The organism is Desulfovibrio inopinatus DSM 10711 (assembly GCF_000429305.1).
Lineage (GTDB): Bacteria > Desulfobacterota > Desulfovibrionia > Desulfovibrionales > Desulfovibrionaceae > Alteridesulfovibrio > Alteridesulfovibrio inopinatus.
Window position 1 is genome coordinate 1 of the sequence record NZ_AUBP01000029.1, and the last position, 25,590, is coordinate 25,590.

Genomic DNA, 25,590 nt, shown 5'->3' on the forward strand with positions numbered 1-25,590 from the left:
AAGCTGATTGCTCAAAAGCTCTCTCGCTCATTCAAGGAATAAACGCTTTATTTCTTATTGCGGACAAGGGATACGACACGCAAAAAATTGTTGATGAAGCATTAAGAAGAAATATGACACCTGTTATTCCTCCGAGGAGAAACCGTAAAGAACAGCGAAAGTATGATAAGTATATTTATAAGTTACGTCATCTTGTTGAAAACGCATTTTTATACATCAAGCAATGGAGAGGGATAGCTACACGTTACGCAAAAATGACAACTTCATTTCTCGCGGCTGTTCAGATTCGCTGTCTCTTTTGGTGGCTAACAATCTCGTGACGACACTGCCTAAGTCAGCGCCGGTTTGCAATTCAGACTCTGCAAGATGCAAGTGCTTCTGATGGCGTTCTTGATGTGGCTAACGATCATGGCAGACGCTTTACCGTCTGCCCTTATTGTCAATCCACGGATATTTGGCGCTAGGGGTTCAAGGCAGCAAAGCCAAAAAACGTGGACTCTCCAAAGAGCAAATTCCTGTCCTGGTCGTCGAGGACGGACGCGGAAACCACTTTGATCAAGTGCTTGAAAGCGTAGACCAATCTACCATTGGCGTCATTTTGCCGCAGCTGCTTTCCGATGAAAGCCTGCTATGCACAGATGGTGCTCATGTCTACAGTTCGGTCGCGAAAGATTACAAAATTCCGCATGAGTCAGTGCGTTTCGCCAAGCACGGCTATGTCAAAGAGCGGGTTTTTCATGTCCAGCATGTCAACACCTACGACAGCCGACTCAAGACCTGGATGACACGATTTAAGGGCGTTGCAACCAAACTTACCCAACTACCTTGGCTTGGAGACGAATGCTTGAGCGAATTGGAGACCAGTTGTCTCCAATCCGGATCTTCACAATGGCTCTGGGGTAAATTCAACACAAATAGGGGACAGATCCTTGTCAAAATACATTGTTGATTGCTAAGTCTCCTTTCCGCCGCTTTTCGGCATTCTATATCACTAAGACTTAACTCTCGCATTACTCTCAAATTTAAGAATTGGATTTCAGAAGTGTTTTGGATACAGTCGATTCTCGTAGAGAAAAGGTCTTGCGAGGTGCTTCTTTCTATGCAACGGGGCCATCCATAGTGATCTCCCAAAAACTTGCCTCTTATATTCAATTCCAGCACCACGCCATGGAGCAATAGCATGCGAGACAAAGACAAAAGCAAGCAAGAACTCATCACGGAGTTATGTGCAGCTCGGGAAGAAATTGCAAAACTCAATGAAGAGATAAACCCGTCAAATAAGTTAACTAATGAACTTGTAAATGAAGTGAGCTGTACAAATTTTTATGCACAAAACAAATTGAACAAATTTCTATCTCCGCTCGGCATTGGTTTATATCTCATCAACCGTGACATGGTAGTGATCTGGACCAACGACAAGATGTCACAACTCTTTCCATATCAAGACCAAATAGGGGAACTATGCCATAAGGTATATCGTAATAGAGATACCACATGCCCTCAATGTCCAGCCATAGAGAGCTTCAACGCAGGAAAAATTGGACACACTGACTACTATAATCCGGCAAATCGGAGATGGTTTACTATCAGTGCGCAGCCTGTGCAGGAAAAAACTGGGGAGATACATCAGGTCCTGATGGCGATCACCGACATTACCACACGCAAACGCGTAGAAACAACCTTGCTTGAGAACGAAGCTCGTCTTCATGGCGACCCTAAAACTGTTCTTGAACGAGAAGGTGGTCATGCCAATTTAGAAATTTCCGACTTCATAGATATTGATGCATTGCAAGCCATGATGGATAATTTTCACAAAATAACAGGTATGGTCTTTGCTCTGCTTGATCTAAAAGGCACAGTTCTTATTGCCTCAGGATGGCAAGACATATGCACACGCTTCCACAGAGTCCATCCAGAAACAGCAAAATACTGTCGTGAAAGTGATGTTGAACTTTCCAAAGGTATCCTCCCAGGAGACTACAAACTTTATCGATGCAAAAACAATATGTGGGACATTGCAACTCCTCTTATTGTTGGCGGAAAGCATGTCGGCAACCTTTTCATGGGCCAATTTTTATTTGATGATGAAGAAATTGACAGAGAATTTTTTCGCCAACAAGCTCAAAAATATGGATTCGATGAGTATGAATACCTGGCTGCTTTAGATCGTTTACCTCGATGGCGTCGCGACACCATAAACACCATGATGCGCTTCTACTCTCAATTGGCTGAGATGATAGCATCTTTAAGCTATGGCAATATAAAGCTCACCTGCTCTATGAACGAAAAAGACGCTCTTTTTGAGCAGTTGCGCCAAAGCCAGGAACGCCTCTCGCTCGCTGTAAAGGGCACACGGGTCGGACTATGGGATTGGCGGGTGCAGACCGGCAAAGTATTTCTCAATGAAGAATGGGCCAGCATGGTGGGATATACCTTAAAGGATCTTCAGCCTCTTTCAATCCAAACGTGGACATCGCTTTGTCACCCTGAGGACTTGAAGGACGCAGAGGCATTGCTCCAAAAACACTTTCAGGGTGAAACGAAATTCTATCGCTGCGAGATGAGGATGCGGCATAAGGAAGGCCACTGGGTATGGGTGTTGGATCAAGGGAAAGTCTTCGAATGGGACAATAACAGGAAGCCCATTCGTATGGCCGGAACTCATCAGGACATTACGCAGCTCAAACAAGCCGAGCAAGAACAGGCCAAAACAAATCGTCAGTTGCAACGACAGTTGGCTTACACGGAGGCATTGCTCAAAGCCATTCCTATCTCAGTTTTTTCCAAAGACACCAAAGGACGATACCTGGATTGCAATCAAGCCTTCACAGATTTCATGGGCGTATCAGCTGAGGACATTCGAGGAAAAACCGTTCATGAACTTTGGCCATGCGAACAGGCTAGAATCTACCATGAGAAGGATCTTGAAATTCTACGCACCCCGACTCCTCAAGTTTACGAAGCCAAAGTCACGACCAAGAACGGCGTTGTCCGCGACGTGATCTTCAGCAAAAATGTATTTCTCGACGAGGCTGGACGCACAGCAGGCATCATCGGAACATTTCTGGACATCACCCAACGTAAAGAAACCGAAAAGAAACTGGAAGAAATGAACCGCAACTTGCAAGGTTTAGTAGACACCCGTACGCAAGATTTGTTGACCAAAACCAAGGAACTGGAAACGGCCAATAGAGAACTTTTGGCTCTTGACAAGTTGAAGTCAGCACTTCTTACATCTGTCTCGCATGAACTTCGTACCCCCGTGACCTCTGTCCTTGGTTTTGCAAAACTCATCCACAAAGAATTCTCTAAGCACTTTCTCCCCATATCCAACGATATAAAACATTTAGAAAAAAAAGGTAAGCGCATCCAAAGTAACCTGGAGATAATCCAGTACGAAGGGAAAAGATTGACCAGGATGATTAATGACTTCCTGGATCTGACCAAAATAGAATCAGGCCGTCTCGAATGGCACGACCGAGTTATAAACCCTGTTGAGATCATACATCAGGCTGTCAATTCTGCCAAAGGCCTGTTCGTTCATAAGTCGGAAATTACGTTAGTGAAGAATTTCCCACCAACCTTGCCCGCCATGCGCGTTGACTCGGATCGTATCGAACAGGTAATTATTAATCTGCTGAGCAACGCGGCCAAGTTTACCCACCAAGGAAGCGTGACGCTGTCTGGCAGCGTCACGCCCAATGGCATGATTCAATTCAGAGTGTCCGATACCGGCGAGGGCATCCCTCTTCAAGAACAAAGCAAAATTTTCGATAAATTCCACCAAGTATCCAAAAGGGACACCCAAGACAACAAGACCGAAGGAACCGGCCTAGGGTTGGCCATCTGCAAGGAGATCGTTACACACTATCAAGGCCACATCAAAGTCAAATCCGAGGAAGGAAAAGGCAGTGAGTTCATCATTGAATTGCCCACGGGGCTGCCTTAGGATCTTCTGGACACGCTCTTCGCGAAAGCCATGCGACTCAGGGATACACTTCGCCCCCCCCCAAAAATCACGCCTCGTTTTCCGCTGAAAGCGATATTCTCATTTCCACCACTTCCCACCGCTCGGAACAACCTGATCCTGCTACAAGAAAGTGGGCTGTCATGCCAGAAACATATTCTTGCCGTTAAAGCCAAGGCCAGGAAAAACGTAGAAAAAATCTGCCAGGTCGTGAGAATATGCGCTATAGGAATCAGGAGACATATAAAAGTCCCTGCGGCAGCTAATCCTTATATACCAGAATTCGCAAAGTACTTATGAAAATACAGGAACAGAAAGGATAGCAAATTATTGTCAGCCATGTCTGCTCGCGAATTTAGAGCACGTGTGACACCATAAGAGGTTAAGCAGCTGGACCGCTCAGCAAGGTTTGCCTTTGAAATGCTTGAGCGGTACTGATGGGGAACTGGCACGTACCACTTTTAAAAGGGAATGGGGCTGCGAGGCTCATGACCTACTGATACCGTATGATGAGATAGCATGAACACAACTGAAGAAGTATGGAAAAAATACCACGCTAACCTGCTCGCTTTTATACGAAAGCGGGTCAACGATAAGGTTGCAGCCGAAGATATTCTTCAGGATATCTTTGTTCGGGTTCATTCGCGGATCGGCACCCTTGAAAACAGGAGTAGGCTTGAAAGCTGGCTTTATCAAATAACAAGGAATGCCATTATTGATTTCTATCGCTCTCACAAGCCGCTGGAAGAGTTACCGGTGTGGCTTGAACAACCGCAAGTTGGCAAGGAGGAAACGAACAGGCAGGAATTATCGTTGTGTCTTGCTCCGATGATTCAGCAGCTACCGAAAAAATACCGCCACGCAGTTCAGCTTTCTGAGATCGAAGGAAGAACCCAAAAAGAGGTCGCGGAAATTGAGAACATTTCCCTTTCCGGGGCAAAGTCGAGAGTACAGCGCGGAAGAGCGCTGTTGAAAGACATGTTTCACGACTGCTGTAAAGTAGAAATTAACACAAAAAATCAAATAGTTGATTACATCAAAGAAAACGGCGATTGCAAGTTCTGTTAAAATTTCTCTCTGATTTTGCGTCCTTTTCGTGATGTCTCCGTCTACCTGAGTAGGAAGCGGAAATGGTTCCGCGCCAACTCTCATCACGAAAGGAGATAATCATGAAACAACTCAATAACGACGAAATCCGCGATGCAGTACGTAACCACTATGGCAAGACAGCAGAGGGCTGCTGTGGGGGGCCGGTCCCGAAAGACGCCGAAGCCTGTTGCGTAGCAGATGCCGAGGCAGAGGTGGTCGACGAAAACGCTTGTGGTTGCGGGGCCACACCATCAAGTGACATCAGCAGCGCCCAAGGGGGGTGCTGCAGCGGACCGGCGCTATCGCCAGATAAAACATCAAAAGCACTTGGCTATTCGTCAGACGAGCTGGCATCCCTGCCAGAAGGCGCAAACCTCGGTCTTGGTTGCGGTAATCCTCAAGCCATTGCCTCAATTAAACAGGGCGAGACGGTTCTCGATCTTGGAAGCGGTGCAGGAATGGACTGTTTTCTGGCAGCAAAGACCACTGGCGCTAGGGGGCTGGTGATCGGGGTGGACATGACACCCGAAATGATTGCCAAGGCCAAGTTAAATGCCGAAAAAACCGGCGTAAAAAATGTGGAGTTCCGCCTTGGTGAAATCGAGAACCTTCCTGTGGCGGATAACAATGTGGATGTCATCATCTCGAATTGCGTAATCAACCTGTCGCCTGAAAAGTGGAAGGTTTACTCGGAGGCATTTCGTGTCTTGAAACCAGGCGGTCGTATCGCAGTTTCCGACATTGTTCTCACGGCGGCGTTGCCGGAAGAACTTCAAAACGACTTGTCCCTCTACACAGGTTGCATGGCCGGTGCCAGTTCGCTTCCGGATATTGAATCCTATCTATCCGAGGCGGGGTTCGGCGATATCCGCATTTCGCCCAAGGATGAAAGCCGTGAGTTTATACGCGAATGGGTGCCCGGCAGCAAAACTGCGGATTATGTTGTCTCAGCGACAATTGAGGCAATTAAACCCAGGGCATAACCGGGCAAGGTGGAGGATATCCAGGCGGGTTCACTTTATCAGACCACTCAGCGACAAATTAAGGTGAACAGTTTCATAGGCTATGCCGCCTTGTGGCCCCAAGTCAGAGAGGGCGCTCCCTCTCTGGCTTGGGGCCTTTCTGATATATCTCCATCGGCTTTCTGCCGTTAAACGCCTTGTGCGGGCGACGATTGTTGCCCCCTTCTTCAAGAGCCTCCCCCGACCTCAAAGAAAGCGACTTCGTAAACTTCCCCACAAACTCCACACCAATCCACCGAGGCTTAATGTCAAGCGTGACGTTGCCCTCCAGTAACCGGAACCATATTTTTGACCGCTCCTTTGGCCCCAAAAGACACCAGGAGGCTGGCTATTATAGGTGATCTGCGTGCCTTCCCAAAGAAAGCTCCAGCCTTGTGGAATCTCCTTCTTGAACAATTCAAGTCAAAGAAAAGCCGAGAGATTTGAAATCTCAACTTTTCCTGAATCAACCTCTCTGCGGATAAAAGTGGCACAGATATTGAGTTTGCTGTGCAGTCGCCGGGGCCATTTCCGGTTTATGCGAATGCACGAGATTTCCACCAAACAAAAGAATCAAGCTCAACACAAAAAGGCGTTGCACTGGATACAAAAAAGTAGGTGAAGGAAGCAGAAGAAAGGTCAAATCCATAAAGAGCGTATCGACTTGGTTGCCCAAGTTGACTCAAAAATGGGAGGATGCTTCCTGAGCGGAAGTGCCTTCCTATTTCCAACAGAACCTTCTAGCTGTGTCGAGAAATGTCTTTGTAGGCTTTTTTTACAAATACATCGAAATCGCTCAGAAGGAATTGCACTTCAAGAGAACTGAGCACGTTTGGAGAGGGACGAGAGGAACGAGAGGAACGAGAGGGACGAGTGCGACTCGTACTTTTCGTGAGGAGAGAGGTTGCAACGACTTTTTTACCCTTTGGCTTGAACTCTCCCGAAAGAAGGAAATCCATTTCTTCCCGGCTGATGAGGGAGTGAATATTATTAGACATGGTTCTCTTGCCTCCATATTCTCCGCTTCACATCACAATGACAACGCCAACTACAATTTATATGTACACAAAAGACAGATATGTCAACTACAATAAGCTACTTTTATGAATAACATCACAAAAAAACGATGTGTAATAGTCAATCATAAAAAATCAAAGTAAAGAATTATTTTTTTATCAAAAGAAATCAAGCGCACAAACATAAGCTTCATATCAACATGATAAAAACACCTTTATAACAGTTCGTCTTACACGAAACGAAACATCATCATCTAGATACATAAAAACCTGATAAATACATGACAAATACATCAGAAATCACGATACAAGACATAGTAAATACAATCCAGCGTACTCCATTGCGTTTACTACAATATTCAAAAAAAACCAAATCCTCAATAAATACGATGGCAAACAACAAAATGAACTCTCCTACGTCCTAAGCCATTACATGGAACGAGGCACCGACGAACTGGATCAGAAAAAACTGCCTCCCGCTGACAATCAAGTACGACTCCACACCCGATGTTACGATACTGCTCGGCAGCACGACGCCTGCTCCTGCTACAAAGTAGTGGACACGAAGTGAAGCCACCATCCTGGCAAGCAAAGAGGAAACGAGGATGAGCAACTCTTACAGAAAATATGATACGGAATTTAAGTATAATGCCGTGATATTGGTTGAAGCAGGAAGAAGTGTCTCTGATATTGCTGACAGCCCGGGAATTACTCTTAAATGATCATTGACGAAGAGGGGCTGCGAAAAATACTTTCTGTTTATCTTTCTCTGACCTGAGATGACACCAGGGGGCTAGCTATTATAGTTACGATAAGGATTCTGCGCGCCTCCCCAAAAGGGAGCCATCTCCACTCTAACCAATTAAAATCAAGGAAGAGCCGGGACATTTGAGGTCCCGGCTCTTCCAGAGTTGGCCTCTCTGCGGGTATGAGGCAGCATAGATATTTAGCTCGTTGTGCAGTCGCCAGGGCCATTTCCGGTTCCATCATGGGGCCCATCTCCAGTGCCTGTCCCGTCACCTGGTCCGTAGCCGCCTCCGCCCGAGCCATTTCCAAAACCGCCATGTGCGAGGAGCAACGGGAGTTGTCCAGTGTTCGAGGTGGCGATTTGGGGGATATCGTTCATGTTGAATGACTTGGCGGCTATGCTCTCCAGGGGGAGAGACATAATGCCGATCATGGCGCACAAGGTGGCGCAAGCGATTGTTTTTTTCATGATGGGACCTCCGTGTTTTATTGGTGACTTTTGAATGGTCTATGCAAGTTTTCCTTAAAAGGTCACACGGCTTTCCCTTAAAAAATGCTTGGGGGTGGGTGTCTCCATCTGATTGCATGCGGGAGCGACACGAAATCCGTATAAATCCGGCGTTCAATTTTGCTCAGTGACGCATTTGAGAGGCTTGGATTGAAGTAAACTCACCAAACCAACCGAACGAAAGCGGGCAATCGAGTTAAAGAGATTCTGAGTGTGTTCGCGATGTGTGGAAGGAATTCTTTTTGCTGAAGATGCTTTTATTAAGTGACCTCATGAACTCACGCTGTAAAACTGAATGGGCTCTTGCCCTTTTCTACCATTGCACGTTATCCAGAGAGTCCCCCTCTATATTCTTGCTTGGTCAAAAGCTCTCCCGGTTTCTTTTCACGCAATTTTGCGCGGGCTTGTTCAAAAGCTGGATCATGCCAGAAATGAAGGCACCCATTGCACCCGCACCCACAACAGCCATCACGGCCAAGCGCGGGGCCTTTCCCCTTGGAGACAGGAGGCGCCTCTTTTTGCGTTCGTTTGTAATGGGTAAGCCTTTTTTGATACGCGGCTTCGGGCGCTTGCCCCATTTCTACCGCTTGGGCGGTGAGGTCCATTTTTAGTCGTTGTTGCTCTTGATCCGAGAGCATGCGGCGTTTCCGCACGATGGTATAGGGCGGGAAATCTTTGGCTAATCGCGCAGGATCCTCCTCATGCAGCCACGCAAAAGGTATTTTCAAAAGGGGTTTTTCCCCCGCGTGAATAGCATCTTCATAAGTTTTGTCGTTGCGAACATCTTCAAACTGATAAATGCGCAGCCGCATTGGCGTGCGCACACTAGGCGCGATAAACTCCAGAACATCACCCGAGAGAATGCGATTTTTCACATCCAAATAAAAGGCATCATCCGTAACCTCGGTAATCAAACCGGCGAATTCATACGCAGCAAGCGTGTTCGTTCCTTCATAATCGTGCGCATGATGGGTCAAACGCCCTTCATGAAACGCGTGCGTATACCCCCGGACTGGGATAGTGCGCAATTCTTGCATATAGGGATCGGGGGACCAATGATCGGGATCTTTATAAAATGCATCAATCGCCTGACGATAGGCTCGCGTTGTCACGGCCACGTAATAGGCGCTGCGGTTCCGTCCTTCGATCTTCAAAGAATCGATCTTGTTTTGTAAAATGGCCTCCAAATGCGGCATCAAACACAAATCTTTGCTATTGAGGATGTAGGCCCCTTTTTCATCCTCTTCAATCGGAAAAAATTCGCCAGGCCGTTCTTTTTCTTCCAAGAAAAATCGAAAAAGGTCCTTATTCTCATCCGTCAAGGTCAGTTCTTCCAGGGTGCCATCCGGTAACGCCACGTGCATTTTATATTGCCACCGACAGGAATTCGTACAATTCCCTTGGTTCGCGCCACGCTGCGCCAAAAAATTGGATAGAAGGCAACGTCCAGAATAGGTCATACACATCGCGCCATGGATAAAAACTTCAAGCTTCACATCGGGGCAACGCGTTCTGATTTCGGTAAGTTCATGAAAAGAAACCTCGCGAGCCAGAACGACGAGATCCGCCCCCATCTTTTTCCAGAAATCTACCGACAGATAGGAACAAACATTCGCCTGCGTTGATATATGGATTTCCAGATCGGGGGCATTTTCTTTAACAAACTGAAACACACCCGGGTCCGCAATGATCACACCATCAGGCCGAACCTTCCGGATCGTTTCAATAAAAAGCGGCAGCTTTTCAATATCGCGATTATGCGAAAAAAGATTCAGCGTTAAATACGCTTTTTTCCCATGTGCATGAACAAGGCGCACGCCTTCAATCACCTGCTCTAACGAGAATTGCGAGCGTGTGCGCAAAGACATATCCGGCGTGCCCATATAAATGGCATCTGCGCCATAAAGAAGGGCAACCTTCAATTTTTCTAAAGACCCCGCAGGGACAAGAAGCTCACTTCGATGCATGCTTTTCTTCCAATGCTTTCGTTCTATTCGTTTTAGAACACGTTTTTCATGTAAGGGCGTTCACCAGATGGGGTTCCCGCCTTCGCGGCGGATGACGATTTGCAACAGAACATGATCGAGTGCAGCCATCGACCGAGAGATAAAATTTACACTAACACGATATTCGAGATGCATTTCACCTGACAAACACTTCTACACCCTGGCCTAACATACCAAGATATAACATGATAAAATATAAAAAGTGTAAAGATTACATAAGGACCATTACGCGGCAGGAACATTATACAAGAAATAGCGCGGACTTTCCCATAGGCTGGGCCTATTGATCGAAACAAACGGCTTTTCGTGCAACATGTAATACGATTAAAGCAGAAAGTGTTATTTGTTCAGACTGATCTCTAAACCGCTTTCATGATGATTAAGACAACAGGTTGCTACACCCGGCAAAGGATCAGCCCGAACGTCCACACGATACGTCAAGCCGGAAATACTGACAACGCGAAAAAACGTCTTCTAGCAATCCCCTTCCTTCTGTCTCGATGTTAACCCCATAATTCTCTGACATTGGCTCATTTATTTAATCTTAATCATAATGTAACTTCCACTAAAATCATTTGGAGACCATGGACCGACAAAATCTGGTGGAATCTTCTGGTTCAAATTAGGCCAGCTCTCTTTCCACCATATTTCTAACGTCCTAGAGAAATAGTGGATTTAATCACTCTCCATAGAAAAATGCTTCTAGGAACGTTCTTTTGTCCAAGCATGAATGTTTTATCGTATTATGATCTTTTAAATAGCTGCATAAATGTTTCAGTAGCCCTCAACTGTCGCCGTATTTTTTTGGGTAAAAAATCTGCATACGTTACCGTCCACCATGTGACGTGTTCATAATCATTAAATGTAAGTAATTTCGTTAATATAATAATATACGTGCATCAAACATAAATCTTAACCGCAAAATATACATGATTTATATCTATAAATGAGATGTCATGAATTGTCCTTGCAAAGTACAAAAGAGATAGATATGTCAGCAGAAGAATTTCAGCCTGAAGAAGTAAAAGAAGTATGGAAACATACTTGGCAAAAACTCCATCGACGTAATATTGCCTATACTCGATGTGTACACAATGCCCTGCTACCTCCTTTTTCTGATGGATTCATCAAATTTCTTTATAGTGTTCCGCTATCGATTTTTGTAACCGTCTTTCATTTCTTCACCCCACAATCAACAATGACTTGGGGGGTGTTGTTCACGTTATGTGCAGTTTTTGCAGTCCCTCTTCTTGTTCTTCAAACGAAACGTTCTTGTCCGGCAGATTGGGTTTTTTCAGGCGTTAATTGTTATTTCGTCATCGTCGCGTTTGTTTTCTGGTTGGGCCCATATTGGCTCAATCATTTCTTTGAGCAGACTCAGGTAACTGGAATGTTGTGTGTCATATTTATTGCTTCTGTCTTTGCAACAGCACAATATAGTATCAAGGGCTGGTTCATGACGTATTCGCAGTCAATACCGATTTCCAGAATAATACTTCTTCCTGCTGTCTGCCTAGTCTCCATTTCATTGAGCACATTGCCGTTTAAACAGAGAATCATAACGGAATTTATTCCATTTACATTGCTATTCTGGGCTGATTGGCGTAGTCGAACTTCGATATAAACGAAACGCAAAGATGGGAAGCGAATATCTATGGTTCGGAACCGAAAGCTTGGTTTGAGTTCTCTCAAAATAGTTTTGTTTTTAATGTGGCTGCTCTGGAGCGGTGTGGCTGTTGCCGGTCAAGAAGCAGAACAACAACAGTCGAAAGCAACGGATAATACCCAGTTCGCTTCACAAACCGAAGAACACGTCCCCAACCGATACGGCATGGCGCTGAGCTACGGTTCGGCTTTCAATTCTTCAGAACCATTGTATTTCGGAATGGGAACTGTATTCGCGACGTTCGATTATGAAAACATCTGGCATCATCCGGCACCCGATGGATTGCGCTTTAAAGTAGAAGCGAGCGCGGGCGGTGCAGACAAGGGCTTTCTCGCTTCCTTGTCCATGTTTGCTCAATATTTCCCCCCGTTTTTTCAATCAGATTCGGTCATGCCCTATGCTGAATTGGGTATTGGTGGCATTTACACCGATTTTCAACTGCACAACCAAGGCCTCAAAGTAAACTTTTGTCCCCAAGTGAGCATTGGGTCAGACTTTGAAACACAATCGGGACATCGATTTTTTGGAGCCATACGATTGCAACACATTTCTAATGCCAATCTTCACCCGCAGAACCGAGGCATTAATTCGACCGTTTTTCTTATAGGGATGTATTTTTAAGAACTTCCCCGGTTGCTTTTTCCCAATTACAGATTTTTCCCATGCCATTGATCGGCAATGTGCGTCCACTTGCAATATATCGTGGCATTTGCTCCGGCTTGAGAATTTTTGCCAAGTCCTGTCGCAAGCGGTTGGTATCGGTTGGACTGAGACTGCTCCCATGAGCTGGGACAACAAACGCTTTGAGGCGCTCGGAGCCGGAACTGTCGAGACGGACAGTACACAGTTTTACGAGTGGATGCTCAGCAATGATGCTCGCAATGTGCTCCGGATAGACGTTGATACCAGCGACTTGAACAGCTTTGTCTTTTCGTCCTAAAGGCAAAAAGCGACGAGAATCTTTCCACTGCACGTCATCAGGGAAAGGAAGTCGCTGTATACCTTGACCGGGTACATTACGAATGAGTCCAAATACATTTTCAGGATCACGTTGCCAATGGGGCATAAGATCAAATGGCTCATCGGGATGTGATCGCATTCCTAAAGCGCCGGTCTCAGATGAACCGAAGACTTCTCTCATGTGATGGAGCCCTGCGGCCTCAAGATCATAAATAACGTCTGCGGGACAGGGGCCGGTCGACGTTATCCCCGTCACAGAGTCAGGAAAGCGGCGGCCAATACGCGCCACAGCCTTCCAAAATAAGGGAAAACCAACAACAACATCTCCTGGCCGTAATATCTCAAAAAAATCGGTTGTAGGCACAGGAGCAAGGCATCGCGTTCCAATAGCGAGTTCTTGAGGGAGGACGAGTGCAAACATGAATCCGTAAAGATGGTAGCGTGGAACAACGGCCACGACGTTTTTGACGCCGGGGAACAACGGAATAAGCTGACGGACTTCCTGCGAAATCGCCTGTAAAGAATGATCAACCGCGACAGGTGTTCCCGTACTGCCCGATGTCACAAAACGAATGCCTACCGGATGAGCGGACAACGCCTGAACGATACATTCCGCCATCGCGTCGACTCCACCACATCGATGCAGCTCTGCTTGCGCTTCGGTATTGAGCCGAAAAAAAGTTGCCATATCGTCAAGCAAGAGTCGCCATACGTTCATGCTCGGTTCTATTGAGGAAGCATTCTCATCAAGACTGTACTTTATTCGAATGGTGTCCTCTATGAGAGCAATGACATGTTTTTTTTCAAATCGAAACGCGCCTGTCATATTGATTTTCTTACGGATTGAGGCAAGGAGCGAGCTCGCCAGCAGCCGTACCCGCCAAGCTGGTCTTCACACACGAAACGAGTTTGCCGCATATTGCCATCGATGTTGGGAACGGACTGTCCTTGGAGTGCCAGCGCAACAAGAATGAGATCGAAACCGACGGCTGTTGGTGACGTGCCGAGGCAAAAGCCGTTCGATTCTGTTGCTTGAGCTGAAAAAAAGATTGTATTGACGTCGTCGTCACATGTCGGAGAAGCTCCATTGCCGCAATCGATTTGGTCAATCAGGCAATATCCGGGGACGTTGCCTTCAGGAACCAGACAGAAAAACGATGCCGTATCGGCAAGCGGACCGCGAAAACGTTGTATAGCTGGAGCCGCGTTTTGTTCCTGTTCAAAACGATCAGCGATAACCGATAACAGTGGCGCGTACTCATCGACGGCTCCGAGAAGAACTCGATCAACGAGTCCGGACGCCAACCAATCATGGGCCACGAGGAGACCAGCAGCCATAGATGTCTCAAATTGACAAAGCGTAATGCATGGCCCGTCGAGGTTACATTGTCTGGCCAGACCTGCGGCCGGCATGTTGTGAACCGATTGGGAAAACGCCAATGGGGAAGCAAGGTCGGGGCCATACTCAATCATCGAATCCATCATGGCGAATGTGGCATGGAGTGGGCCGTATCCTGTTGTCATGACAAGTCCAGTTCTCGCGGAAACGTCTTCACCTGCATCTCGTATTGCTTGTTGAGCAGCCCACAAAGCAAGCTGTGAGAAATGATCCATACGCCGTAGATCGCGAGGCGATGCAATCGTCGTTAAAATCGAGGTGTCCGCGACAGCAGGTTCTTGGATCGGGGTATCCGCTCCAGCAGCTTGGCACAAAGAAGCTGAATCTGTACCAAACCACCCCATAACGCCAAGACCGGTAATAACCATATTCATATTCCATCTCCCAAAGACAGAAACAGGACGGAATTGACACCTCCAAAAGCAAGCGATGTGGATATAGCCCAATTTCCGGTAATGGATGTCGTGTGCGTCACGGGATGGACTGGTAATGCGGGATCGGGTGTTGAGCACCGCGTGTTTCCGGGAAGAGCGCCCTGCTCCAAACTGACAACAGTGAAAATCGCTTCTATGGCACCGGCGGCTCCAAGTGTGTGTCCAGTATAGCCTTTGGTGGCACAAAGAGGAACGTCAGGACACAGATTTCCATAGACACACGATTCGACGGCGTCATTATCTTTGGTCCCTGTCCCATGCGTATTGATAAATGCGGCACTGGTCACTTTGAGATCGGCCGCGTCTGCCGCCTGTGTGAGAGCGGCAGCCAGCCCCCTCCCTTCGGGGTGGGGCTTTGTCGGATGATATGCATCGCCGGCCGTGGCATATGCCTGTACCATCGCCCGAGCCTGTGCGCCTCGCATTGCTGCGTGCTGTTCAGATTCGAGAACAACCATACCAGCCCCTTCTCCGAGATTGAGCCCCTGTCGGTCTGCATCAAACGGTTTTACAGGGTTCTCATCCACAATGAGCAACCGGCCAAAGCCGGTCATGGTGAATTCGGAGAGTTCGTCGGTCCCTCCGGCAAGAACCACATCACACAATCCTTGACGAATCCATGCAGCCCCCAAACCAATGGCATCGGTGCCAGAGGCACACGCGTTGACAACAGTCTGGCAAGGACCGTGCACATCAAAATGTCGCGCGAGCCATAACGCGGGATTGACGGCAAGCCAGCGCTGAACAGCAAACAGTTCGGGATCGCGCCCGGCGCGTTGATTTCGATAAAACGACATGAGATTAACGCTCGCTCCAACCGATGTCCCGATACTGACTCCAATACGTCGACCTGCAAGTTCCTCTGGATGAAAGCCGGCATTTGTCAGGGCTTCCCAAGCTGAGTGCTTTGCGAAAAGCGTTGAGAGTGAGCTGTACCGCATGTCGGAATCGGTCACGAATGAAGCGCGAACGGATTCGGGAACGGCAAATACCGGGCTTGGCCGAGTGGGACCGCCGGGAACGGACAGACTGTGTGGAAGATTTGGCTCACCAAAAAGCTTTTTCACGCATGCGTTAAGATCAAATCCTTGAGCGCATAGACACCCCATGCCCGTTATGACAGGAATGGGCTGTGGACTCATGACGTGCGTTCCTCGATAAAACGAGCGAGGGCCGAAATCGATGCGAACGCTTCTTTTCCCTCTTCCATATTCTTGATTTCACAGTGGAATTCTCGCTGCACCAATACAACGACCTCAACGGCATCTAAAGAATCCAATCCAAGGCCTTCGCCAAAAAGCGGGCTGTCGTCATCAATGTCAGCAACCGAAACTCCAGTGAGATGGAGTCCGGAAATAAGCATTTCTTTAAGCCGTGTCTTTATGTCCATCGCGTTTCTCATCATTCGACCAGATGTCGACAAAATTAAAGTATTGAAAAGGATTGGCCGTCGCATACACCTCAATGCATGAAGCGAACCGTTGCACATACGGCACATAGGGTGCTGCTTCTCGGCCAAGACCGGATGGGACTTCGATGATATCGCCAATCCACAGTCGCGAGGCTTCAGGACCGGTGCGTGCCGAAAACAAAACAATCACAGGAGCGTTCATCGCCGAAGCCAAGGAAAATGCACTATAAGGATACTGAACAGGCTCTCCGAACAAATCGACTGACACGACGTTGCGCTCATTGCCGAGAACACGGTCTGCCGTCATGGCAACAATGGCACCGTGACGAAGCTCTTCCATGATTTCAAACACTCCACCCAGAGTCCCCAGAGGATCGATGAAACGAAAAGGAGCTTTCTTCCCTGTATGTTCGAAATACTGTCGATCCACGTCCCCAGCATCACGATGAAGCAAAATAGCCGTGCGCGTATTCATGAGCTCGAACCCGGACATCGCCGTCTGCCAGCAACCGACATGGGCCGTAAGAACAAGGAGCCCCCGCCCACGAGCCAAAAGAGTACGCATGGTTGATTCAACGTTGTCATCAAGCTCAACGTGATGGCGCCCTTGTATTCCCATGGCAGCCCGATCCACGAGGATCTTTCCGAACTCGAAATGGAGTCGAAAAGCGTAGACAAAAAGTGCTATACGGGAATGATTGGAAAAACGCCGTACAAGATAGGCCTTTGATCGAGCGCGAATTGATGGCCAGAGCGTGTAGTACGCAGTGATGACAGCCAAAACGACATAAGTTGGTCGAACACCAAAAAGACGGATAACCGCATAGAAAAAAAGATGTTGCAGTCGCGATCCCAGACTCTTGCTTGACCAACGAGAAGGACGACGCGTGGTGGGCGTAACCTTTTCTTGCCTCCTCCTCAAAAGACCAGGAAGCCGGAGGATAGCCCAGACCGTTAATCGGGTATTGAGCCAAGAGATTCGGGCATTATCCCAGAAGGCTTTAAAATGGGATATGCGTTGGTCCGGTTCAGGGTAAAAGACCGGGATGTCGATTTCTTCAATATGAAACCCTGCCCAAGTGGCTTTGACCAAAATTTCGATTTCAAAAGAATAACGATTCTCCGTGCTTTGTATCTTCTCGAATACGGTAAGGGGATATGCGCGAAATCCGCTTTGCATATCCGAAATCGTATGCAAAGTCTGAATGCGGTACCAAAGATTGGAAAACCAACGACCGAATCGAGAGGAACCAGGAATGTTCTTGGCGTTAAAATTTCTGCTCCCGACAATGATACTCTCCGGATGTTGCTCCATGGCGGAGATGAAACGAGGGATATCCTCGGGGAAATGCTGACCATCGGCATCTATTGTCAGGATATGCGTCATCCCTCGCTGTCGTGCTCTTTTGGCAGCCGTTTTCATCGCGGCCCCTTTTCCTTGATTGACCGGATGGCGAATAACATCGATTGTATCGCTCAAATCATTGGCAGACACGGGAATATCGCTGCCGTCGTCCACAACGAGCACATGTGGGTGTTGGGCTTTGATGCGTCTGACCACGTCGGGAAGTGTCCCGGTGTGGTTATATGTCGGAACGACGACAAGGAGCGTATTCAAGGAGAATGGCTCAGTCATAGGCAGTCTCCTTCACAGCTAAGGCTGTCGATTCAAATTTAATTCTCTTGTCCCACAAAAAACCGCGCATTCCGAATCGGCGCATAATCTCCAGTCTCTCTTGGCCCTCTTGTGGAGGATAGATGCGATCATGTCTTCCGGCATACGCCTTCATGAGTCGAGCATGGACGGCATTACGGTGGAGTTGCCGAGAAAAATAAAACACGGGTTCAAGGAGCGGATCGTCCCTTTCAATCATGCCTTCGTGGATAGCCAGCGTTTGAAGCGCAGTCTGCGGCAAGATGCGATACCCAAGGAATCCCAAAACCATGCTTCCCTTGAGGCGTTCTTGCAGCACAAGCCCACGTTCAATAGTCTGCGGTGTTTCTCCTGGGCCGCCATACACAATGAAAATCGATTGCGGAATACGGGCTTTGAAAAAAAATTCGTTCATTGCGAAGACCTGACTATAATCGAAGCCTTTCGCCAAAGAATGCAGTGTCTCGTCGCATGTTCCATCGACACCAATCTCAACACAACGTAATCCTGATCGGACAAGTATATCTATAGCGTCTTGTGTTATGTTCCCAGGCCTGAAATACGCGCTCCAGTTGATACAGAGATTGCTCCGGATCAATGCTTCTGCAATTTCGAGAAATTGGTTGTGTGGATCATTGAACACCGAATCGGTGAAAAAGTAGGTATCAATGCCGTGTTTGTTTTTGAGATACGCAATTTCATCAACAACGGCCTGAGGATCACGGAATCGAAGATTTTCTCCTTCAAGTCCTGGATAACTGCAATAGATGCAGTGAAATGGACATCCTCTCTTCGTCTGAATCCCATAGATGCCGGTTTCGGCGTAATAGGTTAATGCGAGGCTTTCATTTTCGCCTTTGCCAGGAAGAAATGGTTTTTTTAGATCAATGGCGCGACGTATAAGCCCGGTCACGCGTTGTCCTTGTTTCAGAGTGTCCAATATGTCGACAAATGCGTCTTCGCCTTCTCCGACAACACCGCAATCGGCCCGACAATATTCAAGAATAGACTGTGGCATAAGGGAAAAGCCAGCCCCACCAAGCACGATCGGCACGCCAGACCATGCTTTGATTCGTTCAACAAGCATTCGAAGGCGATCGAGTGTCCAATGTGCTTGGGCCGTAAAGATATCGACATTATCAATATTTCGAATACTAATGCCAACAACATCAGGAGAGAATGTACGAAGTCGGGTCTCCACTTCTTCGCCATCGCCATGATGCCAAAAATCATAGATTTCGACCGTGTGTCCGGCACGACGTGCGCTTTGGGCAACAAGAGCAACCCCTTGAGGATAAACCGGGTAGGGGCTTGTTTCCGTATTGATGGAAAAGAGCAGGACGTTCATGACATTAAAGCAAGAAGGTCATACCAACGTGTCTGAAAGTCGAGCAGAAAATCGGGCAACGTCATGACGAGTTCTCCCGAAAGATCGACGAAAAGTTGCACTGTGCAACCCGTAGCAATCAATTGATCGGACTGATTTGTCACGCGGTATTCAAAATTAAGACGGGCCGCGTCCGACCAATGCAACCGAGTCATAACGGTAACATGGTCGCCGTAACGGAGTGGGCAAAGATAGTCGACTTCAAGTCTGCGGATAGGCACAGTGAGACCATGATTATGAAAATCAAGGTAGTTAATGCCGAATTTGGCCCCAAATGCCTCTCTGCCTTCTTCGAAATAAACCACATAGTTGCCGTGCCACACAATACCGAGAGGATCGGCTTCATGAAATTTGACCGGCCGTGTCATCGTCATTTCCAAAGGTGCAGGCGCATTGGGCTGTAATCGAAAATAATTTTTTTTCATAGAATTGCTGAGGTCGTAGGAGAAAATTGAATTCGAAATGAAGATGCCAGTTCGTTCTCGACGTGCAGTGAAGCTGCCAGTTTTGTTGTGTTGCCTGTTGTCGTGCAGAGACATGCAACCTCAAAAACTTCATCAGGCAGGATCATCTTGAGATATTTACATTTTTCAAAATGAATCGAACCCGTTAAGATTTGTTGATCTATTCCGGCCGTATTGAAGACAAAGAGGAGTTGCATCATGCCGGGTAAAACCGGATACCCCGGAAAATGGCCTGCGAAAACAGGATGATCGCCATTCATGCGATAGCGTTGCCGTAGCATTCCCTCATCTCTGAAGACAGGCGTCACGGCCAAGCGCCAAACATCAAAATATTCCTGGCTCATTGTTTTTCTCCCTGTAAGGAACATGGCGAAATACGCAAAGTAAATGCATGTTTCCCGAGCCCTTCGACGCGCATGGGGGCGTCTGGCCCTTGAGTTTCAATTCGAAGGATGGCCTCGGATTCGGCTGTGTGCCGGCATATGCATTGAACGGTATTGTTCCGCACGGTCTCTGAGGCGCATCGACGCACGGCATCATCGAGAAACAAGCAGCGCAGAACCAAAGCAGCCGTGTCGGCAAAATCCTTTACGCGGAGCAAACCACCGTTGCGTACTCGTAGCGTATGGGCAGTCGGGCTCACTTGGGCATCAAAGAGAGGAATGCCAAAATCTGTAAATACAGACGCTCGGAGTGCCCGGCGGTCAGCGTCGGTCTGGACCATCCCCTGCACCGCAAGAGAAGCATCCCCCAGTGTGAGAATGCCAGCATGGGATAAAGTCACATCATGACCATTTGCCGTATCGGGAACAGCAAATGGAGGAGCGGATTGCGTCAAATCATTGCTAACAGCTGGCGGATTGGTACATGCTGCCAAGAGGTTCAACGCAACCAGGAGGAACACCAGCCATATTCTTTTGGGTCTCTGTTTTGTCATGCCTGCCTCCACAATGCCGGCAAAATGACAAGAGACGCGACAAGTCCGCCGAGTGTTCCTATCAATACAGTCGTCCCGATACCCAACAGAGCAGGATGTCTACAGAAGGCAAGCGTTCCGAGTCCGATAATGGTGCTCAGACCCGAGACAATGACAGCCTGTCGCGCTATCGGACTGATAGCTCCATCGAGTTCGCTGACCATGAAAATTCCGTAATCAACACCAAGACCAAGAATGAGTGGAACCGCCACGATAGTATAAAGCGTTACCGGTGCGGCACTGATGGCGTGGTAACCCAAAACGGCAAGAAGACCGGCGACAACAGGAAAAAGAGCTGCTGCGGTTCTGGTAAGATTACGAAAAAGAAGAAAGACAAAAATTGGTACAAGCACCAGAGTGAAACCAACGAACCGAACAAGGGTTTCTCCCATCAGCCTGGCCGTAGATTGGCGAAACTGTGACAGAGAAAGAAAACGTATCCCCTCGGTCGACTCATTCGAAAAAAAGTCAGCAATTTCTGCGGTGTCCGGCACGAGAGATATGGCAGCCGTATACGTCGGGCCTGTTTTAAAAAAGAGATCACGCAGGCCACCGGGCAACCTTTGAAGGAATTGTTCCTCTTCTTCGACTTGTGCCGGCGTAGAAATCATATGAACGAATGGTTGAAAGGCTGTGCCGCTGAAGCCGAGTACTTGAGCCTGTGTGCTCAAATGTTTTTGAACAGATTCGTTATGTTTGATCCAGAATTGGTTCCATCGGGTTACATTGGCCTGCATAATTTGGGATGACGGCAGTATCGATGCCAAACTGACCATTTCAGTGTCAGGAAAGCGCGCATGAAATCGATTCGCAATATGTTCGTTATGCTCGAGAGCCTCTTCGGCGGTTTTGCCGAGTGAGAAAATGAGAGCCATATCACGGGCTCCGCCCCAGATTTTATGAAAACGCTGTTCATCGAGTTTGAGCTGCTGAGGAATATATCCGAGATTGCGTAAGTCACCATCTGTCTCCAGATGTGTAATAGCCAAGGCACTTGCGGCGAGACTTACGATAAAGACAGCGACAACAACGGTACGCGGTATATGAGAAGAGAAAGGAAGATGGAGAGATATTCGATGTTGTCGAATCGAAAGACGTTTTGGCAACAACAAAGGCAAAATACCAAGAGAACTTGCAAAAGCCGTAGCAAGACCGATCATCGAGAAGACCGCCAATTGACGGATACCGGGCATGTCGGAAAACGCCAGTCCAATGAACGCTGCGAGGGAAGTTAAACAGCTCATGGCGAGAGGTCGACTCAGACGCGAGAGGAGGACCGCGCCGTCGGTGCCGTGAGCATCAGCCAACGCATAATAAACATGCAGGCCGTAATCCATGGTGATGCCAAGAATAACCGCCCCAAAGCCGACGACAATACCGGATATCGCTCCTTGAAAAACCACTGTGCCCGCCACGGCAAAAATGAATGCTCCAGCCGGAATAAGCAAAACAAGAAGGCCAGACAGAGAGCGCAGGAAAAAGGCAGCCAACCCGATAAGCAAAATGCCGGAGATAGGCAAAACCGTACTGAGGTCTTCCCGGATTCGGTTGTCGTTGGCTTCCGTATAGCGATGCCCTGCCGTGACCATGGCGCTTATACCTGCGGGAAGTGTTTGAGCTATAACGCGCTGTACAGTTTCAAGCAGGTGTTGGGAAGCCTCAGGGTCAGTGAATGGGACGACTGTGTCGACCACAATGAGATGGTGAAGACGATCGTCAGTAATGAACCGACCGGAACGCAAATCGACGAAATCAGCAGGCATTGCAGACCGAAACTTTTTCAACAAAATCCTTCGAAGTCCCAAAGGATCTTGGCTGATCAGACGTTTTATCGGACCAGCAGGTGTGGAGAGCAAGATTCGTTTGTCTTCGGTCAGGGAATGTTCAATAGCTTCAGGCGTAAGCAGACGCGATATGGCGGCTTCATCTTGGGCCGAGAAGAGCAAAGGAAATGAGACAAAAATATCTTGAAACATCGCCGGAGATATGTCGATAGGCGGTCCCACAAGCACATTCGGAAAAAGAGTTTTCGGCAGAGCCTGTTGCAAGGCATCGGCAGCCTGCGTCAACCGAGCAGGAGGAATCGTCTCGTCTCTTGTCAGCGTGATGAATATTTTTTTTGCAAACGGAGCTATTGTCAACAAGTCGATGTCATTGACATCGTTCTTTTCATTTTGAGGCAGCATAATGCTGATATCACGCTCAAGAGGCGTTCGGGCGACAACCAAAATAGATATCGCCAGCATGACCACACTCACAAAAAAAAGCACATATCTATAACGGCGTAGCGCTTTAAAAAAAGACGGGTTGAAAAGACGATGCGTCATGATAATTAAAAGAGACCTTTGGAAAGCGGAGCATTGATCGTTGTTTCGTGAAAATCAATACGTGTCTCATCCCCTTCGCTTTCGTGGATGACAATATGCTCAACAGTCATGTCTGGCTGTGTGAACTGCATGGTCATGGATGCAATGCCGGATGTTTGGGAATTGAGAGGATACAAGACGATGGCAAGTGGTTCCGAAGAGAGGACAGAAACTGTATTTTCTTTCTTCAGGGCGCTCATATCAAGCTGCATCCAGGCAAAAAGGCGTTTGGAGAGAGCACGCAAGATGGGATCGGTACAACCCGTTTGGAGGGGGGAGACTTTACTTTGGTCTGCCCCCAAACGATGACAGTTTTCCCCATCTATGACGAATCCCGCATGGAATGGTTCGAGATATTCCCAACGCAACTTGTCTGGTGAAGCAAAGACAAGTCGCCCAGATGACTTCATTGATGTTTTAAACATGGACATCGTTTTGATCTGGGTAAACTGCGTATCAAGAGTCGATACGTTGCGCGCTTTACTCTCTATTTCCTGAAGAAGATCTGTCTCATTTTGCGCCCAAACCAAGAGGGGGCAGAATAACAATACGACACAAAGGGTAAGGCATCTGAAAATCATACTCCCCTCCCCTGTACGTCAGCCGCCGGGGGGCTAAAGACTCGAAAGCCCCCCGAAGCAACGAGTTCCCCCTCCTCCAGAAACAGCCGGGCGTTTGCGACGTAAAACCGATCGATCTCCGTCACCGTTTCTACTTCAATACGAAGACGATCATCAGGTCCGACCTGATTGGAGACGACAAACCGGTTGATTCCGACAAGAAATCCAGGTTGGAGGGGAAGCCCTTGTTGAAGAATACAATATCCACGCATGGCAGCATAAGCCTGGGCTGCGATTTCGACATAGGCGGCTGGATGGAGCGTGTTGCCAAGAAGAGGCACGGCTTTTTCATGCAAATCCACCGTCGCAACACCGTAGTTATCGTTGGATTCGAGTAAAAAATCGATCAACGCCATAGGCGGCCGGTGTGGAATAAGCAAATCAGCAGCAAGTGGAAATCGAAGATCTAAAGCCATACGTACCTCTTCCCGAATGAAACAGCTCGAGTCCTTATATTCCTAAACGGACAGAACAACATGCTGTCATTGACCATAACGTGGTCTATTCATTTTATGAATTAAGCAATTCCTCTTGAATTTGCCGGTCAAGATTCATGATCCAACCTTTATAATTCTTGTGGATTTTTCCATTACGAGCTTTCAAGTTGGTACTTGATTTATAAATGATGCTGTACTTATTTTTGTCATACTTGATATCGACAACGGCCTGATGGCTCCTGATATTGAGCGTAGCAACAATAAGCCCTTCTTTTTCGACGTACATTTTCCAACCGAGCTTATTACAGGCTCGATGAATCGCCACCTCAATTTCATACATTCCAATATTCGTATGCGATCCTGTATCTATCGGTTGATTATTGACATTATAAATTGGAATTGTTTTACAACCAACAATCGACAACATACCTACGATACAAATAAGAACCGTGATACGGCGTACACTCTGTAAAGTCATACGAGATCTCCACATTTTATAATTGTTTCCACAAACAACTATCTTCCTCAACCCCAAAACTTTCCCAACAATTCAGAACAAAATACATGCGTTATTACTCACAACATGATAAAATTTAGGCTTGCAAACATGGATATACAAAAATCAGTATGGAGAACTTCATCGAACTGAGTCTATAGCCTCGTTGTATTTGCTCCAATACAGTAGGGTAAAGTGACTCTCTCGGAGTTCTTATATTGCTGTTGTATATCCAGGATTGCTTTTTCCATCAGTAATTTAACATGCTTTCGCATCGCTATATGGCCAAGTTCTCCAGAGAAATTGTGTGGGTACACAGGAGGGAGAGCGACCACTGTAACGGGAGTTATTCGAAGCCAAGTCGTCCCTTTGGGAAGCATCTTACCGGTGTTGTAAAAGCACAATGGTACGACCGGCCGACCTGTCTGACAGGACAAGCGAAACGCTCCGGAATGAAAGCGACCGAAATGCCCATCCGAGTGGCGCGTCCCTTCTGGGAAAAACATGATGCTCGTTTTTTGCCGAAAAAGATTTTGTATGTGTTCAAACATACCTTCTGGCGTGTACTGTTCCACATCAACATACTGAGCATTTCGCATGTAGAATCCAAAAAAAGGAATACGAAATGGCCACCCTCGAACGACAAATGCGACATCATGAATGGGAAGAGACGCCATAAAATACAGATCGGTCATGGACTGATGATTTCCCACAATAATACATGGCTGCGGGTAATCGTCCCATTTCCCTGTCTTTCTTTCTATGGGCATAAAAAGCGAAATAAAGTGAATCCATACTCTGGCATAAAACCAGACAATACTTCGGATAGCAGACGGTGATGTTCGCTTCATGATGATTTTGTACAGGATAAAAGCAAATGGAGTGAACACGATAGCGATGCCTGTCCAAATCAACAAGAATGGAACATGAGCGATATTGAGCACAATTGTCCGTATCGTCATACCGTTCATTATTTCCGTCTTTGT

General features: G+C 47.4%; 23 protein-coding genes. 7 read left to right on the forward strand and 16 right to left on the reverse strand.

Annotated elements, in window-relative coordinates; all coding sequences use genetic code 11:
* The 5 genes from G451_RS0117205 to G451_RS0117225 all read left to right on the forward strand — a co-directional run.
* The coding region (locus G451_RS0117205) for an IS5 family transposase (protein ID WP_027185237.1) at positions 1 to 320 on the forward strand (320 nt) is incomplete at its 5' end.
* A 134-nt stretch (positions 321 to 454) separates the two neighbouring features.
* Positions 455 to 949 carry an IS1595 family transposase gene (locus G451_RS30025; protein WP_051261613.1) on the forward strand — a complete coding sequence of 165 codons (495 nt, stop codon included), beginning with the start codon at positions 455 to 457 and terminating at the stop codon, positions 947 to 949.
* Between the two features lie 231 nt (positions 950 to 1,180).
* Complete coding sequence (locus G451_RS33015) at positions 1,181 to 3,949, forward strand: PocR ligand-binding domain-containing protein (protein ID WP_051261614.1); 2,769 nt, start codon at positions 1,181 to 1,183, stop codon at positions 3,947 to 3,949.
* Positions 3,950 to 4,486: 537 nt separating this feature from the next.
* A complete protein-coding gene (gene sigZ, locus G451_RS0117220; RefSeq protein WP_027185238.1) occupies positions 4,487 to 5,035 on the forward strand; it encodes an RNA polymerase sigma factor SigZ in 549 nt (182 codons plus the stop codon).
* Positions 5,036 to 5,136: 101 nt separating this feature from the next.
* On the forward strand, positions 5,137 to 6,039 hold the full coding sequence (locus G451_RS0117225) for an arsenite methyltransferase (RefSeq protein WP_027185239.1): 903 nt from the start codon (positions 5,137 to 5,139) through the stop codon (positions 6,037 to 6,039).
* Positions 6,040 to 8,019: 1,980 nt separating this feature from the next.
* Here G451_RS0117225 and G451_RS34210 read toward each other — a convergent pair.
* Together G451_RS34210 and G451_RS0117255 are read right to left on the reverse strand one after the other, a co-directional pair.
* Positions 8,020 to 8,289: a hypothetical protein gene (locus G451_RS34210; protein WP_156921691.1), complete on the reverse strand. Its 270-nt coding sequence runs from the start codon at positions 8,287 to 8,289 to the stop codon at positions 8,020 to 8,022.
* 365 nt (positions 8,290 to 8,654) lie between these two features.
* Positions 8,655 to 10,295: a U32 family peptidase gene (locus G451_RS0117255; protein WP_027185244.1), complete on the reverse strand. Its 1,641-nt coding sequence runs from the start codon at positions 10,293 to 10,295 to the stop codon at positions 8,655 to 8,657.
* A 1,030-nt stretch (positions 10,296 to 11,325) separates the two neighbouring features.
* Between G451_RS0117255 and G451_RS0117260 the strand changes: the two genes are divergently transcribed.
* Positions 11,326 to 11,958 (forward strand): hypothetical protein, encoded by a 633-nt coding sequence (locus G451_RS0117260; protein ID WP_027185245.1) that lies wholly within the window; start codon positions 11,326 to 11,328, stop codon positions 11,956 to 11,958.
* Positions 11,959 to 11,988: 30 nt separating this feature from the next.
* Positions 11,989 to 12,621 carry an acyloxyacyl hydrolase gene (locus G451_RS30035; RefSeq protein ID WP_051261615.1) on the forward strand — a complete coding sequence of 211 codons (633 nt, stop codon included), beginning with the start codon at positions 11,989 to 11,991 and terminating at the stop codon, positions 12,619 to 12,621.
* Here the strand turns inward: G451_RS30035 and G451_RS30040 are convergent.
* The 14 genes from G451_RS30040 to G451_RS0117340 form a co-directional block, all read right to left on the reverse strand.
* Positions 12,602 to 13,786 (reverse strand): AMP-binding protein, encoded by a 1,185-nt coding sequence (locus tag G451_RS30040; RefSeq protein WP_051261616.1) that lies wholly within the window; start codon positions 13,784 to 13,786, stop codon positions 12,602 to 12,604. The two genes, G451_RS30035 and G451_RS30040, sit on opposite strands and share 20 nt — an antisense overlap.
* Positions 13,783 to 14,733 (reverse strand): beta-ketoacyl synthase N-terminal-like domain-containing protein, encoded by a 951-nt coding sequence (locus tag G451_RS33020; RefSeq protein WP_027185246.1) that lies wholly within the window; start codon positions 14,731 to 14,733, stop codon positions 13,783 to 13,785. The genes G451_RS30040 and G451_RS33020 overlap by 4 nt, the downstream gene beginning before the upstream one ends.
* The gene (locus G451_RS0117280) at positions 14,730 to 15,935 is read right to left on the reverse strand and encodes a beta-ketoacyl-[acyl-carrier-protein] synthase family protein (protein ID WP_027185247.1); all 1,206 of its coding nucleotides are present in this window, start codon (positions 15,933 to 15,935) and stop codon (positions 14,730 to 14,732) included. The genes G451_RS33020 and G451_RS0117280 overlap by 4 nt, the downstream gene beginning before the upstream one ends.
* On the reverse strand, positions 15,932 to 16,183 hold the full coding sequence (locus tag G451_RS0117285) for a phosphopantetheine-binding protein (protein WP_027185248.1): 252 nt from the start codon (positions 16,181 to 16,183) through the stop codon (positions 15,932 to 15,934). The genes G451_RS0117280 and G451_RS0117285 overlap by 4 nt, the downstream gene beginning before the upstream one ends.
* Positions 16,161 to 17,840 carry a glycosyltransferase family 2 protein gene (locus G451_RS33025; protein ID WP_051261618.1) on the reverse strand — a complete coding sequence of 560 codons (1,680 nt, stop codon included), beginning with the start codon at positions 17,838 to 17,840 and terminating at the stop codon, positions 16,161 to 16,163. Before G451_RS33025 ends, G451_RS0117285 begins: the two co-directional genes overlap by 23 nt.
* Positions 17,833 to 19,206, reverse strand: coding sequence for a lipid biosynthesis B12-binding/radical SAM protein (locus G451_RS30060; protein WP_051261619.1), 1,374 nt, complete (start codon positions 19,204 to 19,206; stop codon positions 17,833 to 17,835). The genes G451_RS33025 and G451_RS30060 overlap by 8 nt, the downstream gene beginning before the upstream one ends.
* Positions 19,203 to 19,670: an acyl-CoA thioesterase gene (locus tag G451_RS30065; protein WP_034642629.1), complete on the reverse strand. Its 468-nt coding sequence runs from the start codon at positions 19,668 to 19,670 to the stop codon at positions 19,203 to 19,205. The genes G451_RS30060 and G451_RS30065 overlap by 4 nt, the downstream gene beginning before the upstream one ends.
* Positions 19,667 to 20,053 (reverse strand): ApeI family dehydratase, encoded by a 387-nt coding sequence (locus G451_RS30070; protein WP_034642631.1) that lies wholly within the window; start codon positions 20,051 to 20,053, stop codon positions 19,667 to 19,669. The genes G451_RS30065 and G451_RS30070 overlap by 4 nt, the downstream gene beginning before the upstream one ends.
* Positions 20,050 to 20,646: a hypothetical protein gene (locus G451_RS0117315; RefSeq protein WP_027185249.1), complete on the reverse strand. Its 597-nt coding sequence runs from the start codon at positions 20,644 to 20,646 to the stop codon at positions 20,050 to 20,052. Before G451_RS0117315 ends, G451_RS30070 begins: the two co-directional genes overlap by 4 nt.
* Positions 20,643 to 22,931 (reverse strand): MMPL family transporter, encoded by a 2,289-nt coding sequence (locus G451_RS0117320; RefSeq protein ID WP_156921693.1) that lies wholly within the window; start codon positions 22,929 to 22,931, stop codon positions 20,643 to 20,645. The genes G451_RS0117315 and G451_RS0117320 overlap by 4 nt, the downstream gene beginning before the upstream one ends.
* Positions 22,932 to 23,017: 86 nt before the next feature.
* Complete coding sequence (locus tag G451_RS0117325; RefSeq protein WP_027185251.1) at positions 23,018 to 23,632, reverse strand: LolA family protein; 615 nt, start codon at positions 23,630 to 23,632, stop codon at positions 23,018 to 23,020.
* Entirely contained in the window at positions 23,629 to 24,087 is a 459-nt protein-coding gene (locus G451_RS0117330; RefSeq protein WP_027185252.1) for a hotdog family protein, read from the reverse strand. The genes G451_RS0117325 and G451_RS0117330 overlap by 4 nt, the downstream gene beginning before the upstream one ends.
* 94 nt (positions 24,088 to 24,181) lie before the next feature.
* Positions 24,182 to 24,586 (reverse strand): hypothetical protein, encoded by a 405-nt coding sequence (locus G451_RS0117335; protein ID WP_034642633.1) that lies wholly within the window; start codon positions 24,584 to 24,586, stop codon positions 24,182 to 24,184.
* 173 nt (positions 24,587 to 24,759) lie between these two features.
* Positions 24,760 to 25,566, reverse strand: coding sequence for a lysophospholipid acyltransferase family protein (locus tag G451_RS0117340; protein WP_169727897.1), 807 nt, complete (start codon positions 25,564 to 25,566; stop codon positions 24,760 to 24,762).
* Positions 25,567 to 25,590: the final 24 nt, after the last annotated feature.